The organism is Streptomyces canarius (genome assembly GCF_014650735.1).
GTDB lineage: Bacteria > Actinomycetota > Actinomycetes > Streptomycetales > Streptomycetaceae > Streptomyces > Streptomyces olivaceoviridis.
On sequence record NZ_BMVN01000006.1, the window covers coordinates 332,584 to 338,973 of the forward strand.

4 protein-coding genes are annotated in these 6,390 nt (G+C 71.8%); 3 read left to right on the forward strand and 1 reads right to left on the reverse strand.

The features are described 5' to 3' along the window. Positions 1–84 precede the first annotated feature (84 nt). Positions 85–972 carry a cellulose-binding protein gene (locus tag IE294_RS12270; RefSeq protein WP_229917138.1) on the forward strand — a complete coding sequence of 296 codons (888 nt, stop codon included), beginning with the start codon at positions 85–87 and terminating at the stop codon, positions 970–972. A gap of 44 nt (positions 973–1,016) precedes the next feature. Here the strand turns inward: IE294_RS12270 and IE294_RS12275 are convergent, their stop codons facing one another. After that, positions 1,017–2,513, reverse strand: a complete 1,497-nt coding sequence (locus IE294_RS12275) for an MFS transporter (protein WP_189885204.1) — start codon at positions 2,511–2,513, stop codon at positions 1,017–1,019. Positions 2,514–2,958: 445 nt separating this feature from the next. Here IE294_RS12275 and IE294_RS12280 point away from each other — a divergent pair, with 445 nt between their 5' ends. After that, positions 2,959–3,747, forward strand: coding sequence for an ABC transporter ATP-binding protein (locus IE294_RS12280; protein WP_058080825.1), 789 nt, complete (start codon positions 2,959–2,961; stop codon positions 3,745–3,747). After that, positions 3,744–6,326, forward strand: coding sequence for an ABC transporter permease (locus IE294_RS12285; protein WP_189885206.1), 2,583 nt, complete (start codon positions 3,744–3,746; stop codon positions 6,324–6,326). Before IE294_RS12280 ends, IE294_RS12285 begins: the two co-directional genes overlap by 4 nt. Positions 6,327–6,390 lie beyond the last annotated feature (64 nt).

Below are 6,390 nucleotides of genomic sequence, written 5' to 3' on the forward strand. Positions count from 1 at the left end.
GCGTTATGAACCCTTACTTCCGATCCATAAAGATATGCACGAAATCATCCTGTCGTGCAGGTCCGGTGGAGAGGGGTCCCCAGGGTGAGCAGCGCATCGATGCCCCCGCACGGCTTCATGACCGTCCGGGGGCGTGGCTACCGTCCCGACCAGGTCGAGGCGTACCTGGAGGCGCTGTCCGAGGACCGGGACGCCGCCTGGGAGCGTGCCGCCCGGCTGACCGTGCTCGCCAAGGAGATGGGGGCGGAGGCCGCGCTGTTGCGCGAGACCGTCGCCGAGCTCCCGCCGCAGACGTACGAGAGGCTCGGGGAAGGCGCCCGGCAGTTGTACCAGTTCGTGCTCGACGAGGCGGCGGACCTGCTGGAACGCACCCGGCGCGAGGCCGCGGAGGAGGTCGCGCGGGCCGAGGCGGACGCCGAGCGCGTACTCCAGGAGGCGCGGGAGGCGGCGGACGCGGTCCGCGCGGAGGCCGACGAACGCGCCCGTCAGTGGCTCATCGCCGTGCAGGCCGAGGCCGAGGGCATCAGGGTGGGCGCCCGGCGCGCGGTGAAGTCGGGGCGCATGGAGGCGCTCGCGGAGTTGCGCGAGGCGCGCAGGCGCACCGACGGCATGCTCGCCGAGCAGTCCCGGGAGCACGCCGCGCGCTGGGCCCGGGCCGAGTGGGAGGAGGCCGAGCGGATGGCGGAGCTGGACGCCGGGCACGCCGAACGGGCGAGCCGGGCCGAGGCGGCGCTGGCCGAGGGCGAGCGTGCCCTCGCGGAGGCCGAGGAGTACGAGCGCCGCTCCCCGGAGGAGGCGAGCGCGCGTGCCGCGGAGATCATCGCCGAGGCGCGCGCGCAGGAGGAACGCATCGCCGGGGAGACGGAACGGGTGCTGCGCGAGCACGGCGAGCTGTGGGACGACATGCAGGCGCACATGGACTCCGTGCGTGAAACCCTCATCTCGCTGACCGGCAGGGTGGTCCTGGAGTAGCCGTCCGGCCCGGCGCGTGCGAACCCGCGTCGGCCCGCGCGGGTTCAGTCCTGGAGCACCGGGAACCGCCGGGGCGCCACCACCAGCAGCACCACGAAGGCCAGGGCCGCCGCGCCCGCCGCGCCGAGGTAGACCGCGTGGACCGCGCCGGCGATGGCGCGCCGGGTCGCCTCGGGGGCCGTACCGTCGTCCAGCGCGCGCGTGACGGTGTCCAGGTCGCCCGCCCCGCCGAGCCGCGCGGCCAGCACGCCGTTGGCGACGGCGCCGAACAGGGACGCGCCCAGGGTCTGGCCGGTCTGCCGGCAGAACAGGACCGACGCGGTCGTGGTGCCCCGCTCCGACCAGCCCACGGTCGACTGCACCCCGACGATCAGCGGTAGCTGGAACAGTCCCAGCGCCCCGCCCAGCAGCAGCATCAGCAGCGTCGGCTGCCACCATGACCCGGGGTACGGCAGGAACGGGAACGCGAACAGGATCAGCGTCGCCAGGCCGATGCCGAGCAGCGCGGTGTCCCGGAAGCCGATCCGCCGGTAGACGTGCTGGCTGAGCGCGGCGGACACCGGCCAGCTCAGCGTCCACACCGACAGCACGAACCCGGCGGCCACCGGCGCGAGTCCGAGCACCGACTGCGCGTACGTCGGCAGGAACACGCTCGGCGCCACCATCAGCAGCCCCAGCGCGCCCAGCGCCAGGTTGACGGCCGCGATCGTCCGGCGCCGCCACACCCAGCCCGGGATGATGGGCGCCGCGGCCCGCCGCTCCACCCGCACCACCACGGCGACCAGCGCCAGACCGGTGCCGAACAGGGCCAGCGACGGCGCCGACAGCCACGGCCACGCCACCCCGCCCTGCACCAGCGCGGTCAGCAGCACCCCGCCGCACGCGAACACCGCGAGCGCGCCGGCCCAGTCCACGCGCGCGTGGCGCGCCTCCTCCCGCTCCGGCTCGTGCAGGTGACGCACGATCAGCCACAGGGCGGCGGCGCCGATCGGCAGGTTGACCAGGAAGATCCAGCGCCAGTCGGCGTAGGCGGCGAGCACCCCGCCGAGCCCGGGACCGGCCACCGCGGAGACCGCCCACACCGTGGAGAGCTTGGACTGGATCTTCGGGCGCTCCGCCAGCGGGTACAGATCGGCGGCCAGCGTCTGCACGGTGCCCTGCAACGCCCCGCCGCCCAGGCCCTGCACGATCCGGAACGCGATCAGCGCCCCCATGTTCCAGGCGACCGCGCACAGCAGCGAGCCGAGCAGGAACACGGCCGCGCCCACCACCAGCACCGGCTTGCGGCCGAAGGTGTCGGACAGCTTGCCGTACACGGGGAGGGTGACGGTGACGGCGAGCAGGTAGCCGGAGAACAGCCACGAGAAGACGGAGAACCCGCCGAGGTCGCCGACGATCTGCGGTACGGCCGTGGAGACGACGGTGGAGTCGAGCGCGGCCAGTGCCATCGCCAGCATGAGCGCGGCGACCACCGCGCCCCGCCGCCGGGTGTCCTGCCGCCGGCCGGCTCCGCCGCGTACCGCCGGTGTCGCACTCCCCACCGCACACCCCTCCCGTGGCCCCTGCCGGACGCTACCCCGTGCCCCCTGCACGTATCACCGCGACGACAGCTTCCCACGGCGGGCGGGGCTTGACCCTGACGCGGCGGAAGGGTGGAGGGTTTCCGCACCGAAGGGTGGAGGGGACCCCGAGAACGGCTCCACCCGGCGGTGGAGCACCCCTAGGGGTTCCTCCGTACCAGGGCTCGGGGAGGGTTCGTCCCGGCGGAGGACGAGAGCGGCCACCGGCGTTCCTTAACCTGGCTTTACGCCGCTGGGGGGCGGCGGACCGCACCGGCGGGGGTGGGGATTTCCCCCGGGCGAGACGGGGCCCCGCACCAGCGCGCGACACCCCCGCCGACCGCGAGACTCATCGGCGTAACCCAGGACGACGCCCGGAACACCGGGACATCGACCACGACCTGTCAACCGACATAGGAGACATACCGTGACATCGGCTGTAACCATTCCCAGGCACGGGGGCACTGGAGGGACTACGGCCGTTGCCGCGCGGGCGCGGCAGGTCGTGAAGGCGTACGGGTCCGGGGAGACCCGTGTCGTCGCCCTGGACCACGTCGACGTGGACATCGCCCGCGGCCAGTTCACCGCGATCATGGGCCCCTCCGGGTCCGGCAAGTCCACCCTGATGCACTGCCTCGCCGGCCTGGACACGGTGACGAGCGGTCGGATCCACCTGGACGAGACCGAGATCACCGGCCTGAAGGACAAGAAGCTCACCCAGTTGCGCCGGGACCGGATCGGCTTCATCTTCCAGGCGTTCAACCTGCTGCCGACGCTGAACGCGATCGAGAACATCACGCTGCCCATGGACATCGCCGGCCGCAAGCCCGACCGGGCCTGGCTGGACCGCGTGGTGGAGACCGTCGGGCTCGCCGGGCGCCTCAAGCACCGCCCCACCCAGCTCTCCGGCGGCCAGCAGCAGCGCGTCGCCGTGGCCCGCGCGCTCGCCGCCCGCCCGGAGATCATCTTCGGGGACGAGCCGACCGGGAACCTCGACTCGCGCGCCGGAGCCGAGGTCCTGGGCTTCCTGCGCCGCTCGGTGGACGAACTCGGCCAGACCATCGTCATGGTCACCCACGACCCCGTGGCCGCCTCCTACGCCGACCGCGTGCTCTACCTCGCCGACGGCCGGATCGTCGACGAGATGTACCAGCCGACGGCCGACCAGGTCCTGGACCGCATGAAGGACTTCGACGCCCGGGGGCGCACGTCATGACCGTGCTGAAGACCTCGATGCGCAACTTCTTCGCGCACAAGGGCCGCATGGCGCTGTCGGCGATCGCGGTCCTGCTGTCGGTGGCGTTCGTGTGCGGCACGCTGGTGTTCACCGACACGATGAACACCACCTTCGACAAGCTCTTCCAGGCCACGTCCTCGGACGTCCAGGTCAGCGCCAAGGGCTCCTCCGGCACCGGGGAGACCACCTCCCGCACCGGCAAGCCGCCCGTGCTGCCCGCCTCCGTCGTCGGGAAGGTCCGCAAGGCCGAGGGCGTCAGGTCGGCCGAGGGCACGGTGTTCTCCACCTCGGTCACCGTCATCGACGCCGACAAGGACAAGCTGTCGCCCACCAGCGGCGCGCCCATCATCGTCGGAAGCTGGAACGGCAACGACGCCCGCACCATGGAGATCACCTCCGGTACGGCGCCCAAGGGCCCGGGCCAGGTGATGGTCGACGCCGACACCGCCGACAAGCACGACCTGAAGCTCGGCGACGAGATCGGCGTGATCACGGCCGTCGGCACGCACCACGCGCGCGTGTCCGGCATCGCCGCCTTCAAGGTCACCAACCCCGGCGCCGCGATCTTCTACCTGGACACCAGGACCGCCCAGCGGACCCTCGTCGGCCGGACCGGCGTCTACACCGACGTCAACGTCATGGCCGGCAAGGGCGTGACCGACGCGCAGCTGAAGAAGAACGTCACCGCCGTCCTCGGGCACGACTACAAGGTGCAGACCGCCAAGGAGGTCGCCGACGCCAACCAGAAGGACGTCCAGAGCTTCCTGAACGTCATGAAGTACGCGATGCTCGGCTTCGCCGGGATCGCCTTCCTCGTCGGCATCTTCCTGATCATCAACACCTTCTCCATGCTGGTCGCCCAGCGCACCCGCGAGATCGGCCTGCTGCGCGCCATCGGCTCCTCCCGCAAGCAGGTCAACCGGTCCGTGCTGGTCGAGGCGCTGCTGCTCGGCGTCCTCGGCTCGGTGCTCGGCGTCGGCGCGGGCGTCGGCATCGCGATCGGCCTGATGCAACTCATGGGCCAGATCGGCATGAACCTGTCCACCGACGACCTCACCGTCGCCTGGACCACCCCCGCGATCGGCCTGCTCCTCGGCGTCGTCGTCACCGTCCTCGCCGCCTACCTGCCCGCCCGGCGCGCCGGCAAGGTCTCCCCGATGGCCGCCCTGCGCGACGCGGGCGCCCCGGCCGACGCCAAGGCCGGCGCCGTCCGGGCCGTGACCGGCCTGCTCCTGACCGCCGGCGGCGGCTGGTGCCTGTACGTCGCCGCCACCGCCGACCAGGCCAAGACCGGCTCGGGCTGGCTGGGCCTGGGCGTGGTGGCCACGCTCATCGGCTTCGTCGTCATCGGCCCGCTGCTCGCCGCCGGACTGGTCCGCGTCCTCGGCGCGGTCATCCTGCGCGTCTTCGGGCCCGTGGGCCGCATGGCCGAGCGCAACGCGCTGCGCAACCCGCGCCGCACCGGCGCCACCGGCGCCGCCCTGATGATCGGCCTCGCCCTGGTGGCCTGCCTGTCGGTGGTCGGCTCCTCCATGGTGGCCTCGGCCACCGACCAGCTCGACAAGACCGTGGGCACGGACTTCATCATCCAGGGCGAGCAGGAGTACAACCTGATCAAGCCGCAGATGGTGGAGAAGGTCAAGGACACGCCCGGCCTGGAGCGGGTCACCGAGTACAAGCTCCTGGACGCGTCCCTGACCACGCCGGACGGCCGGGTCACCAAGAAGGAGACCATCAACGCGGCCGACGCGACCTATGTGCAGGACCTGCGCACCAAGACCGTCGCCGGTGACCTCGCCGACGCCTACAAGCCCGACTCGATGTCCGTCTTCGAGGGCTTCGCCAAGGACCACCGCATCAAGCTCGGCTCCACGGTCGCCGTCCACTTCGAGGACGGCCGCACGGCGAAGCTGACCGTCCGCGCGATCACCAGCGACGAGGTCGTCGTCGATAAGGGCGCGATGTACGCCTCCATCGCCACCGTCGCCAAGTACGTCCCGGCCGACCGCATGCCCCTCGACCAGCTGATGTTCGCCACCGCCAAGGACGGGCAGGAAGCCGCCGCCTACAAGGCGCTGAAGTCGGCACTGCGCGACGACCCGGCGCTGACCGTGCGCGACCAGACCGACTACAAGAAGGCGCTGAAGGACCAGATCGGCCAGCTGCTGAACATGATCTACGGCCTGCTGGCGCTCGCGATCATCGTCGCGGTCCTCGGCGTGGTGAACACCCTGGCCCTGTCGGTGGTCGAACGGACCCGGGAGATCGGCCTCATGCGGGCCATCGGCCTCTCCCGCCGCCAGCTGCGCCGCATGATCCGTCTGGAGTCCGTGGTGATCGCCGTCTTCGGTGCCCTGCTCGGCCTGGGGCTCGGCATGGGCTGGGGCGCGACCGCCCAGAAGCTCCTCGCCCTGGAGGGCCTGAAGGTCCTGGACATCCCCTGGCCGACGATCACCGGCGTCTTCATCGGCTCGGCCTTCGTGGGCCTGTTCGCCGCGCTGATCCCGGCGTTCCGCGCGGGCCGCATGAACGTCCTGAACGCCATCGCGACCGACTAGCTGTTCTGTGCCGGGAGGTTGTGGACGGGTGAGCCAGATCTCGGCTGAGGGATCTTGAACGGGT

Bases quoted from the DNA above. Each gene is read 5' to 3' on its own strand.
- IE294_RS12285 (WP_189885206.1), top strand. From the start codon at position 3,744: ATGACCGTGCTGAAGACCTCGATGCGCAACTTCTTCGCGCACAAGGGC.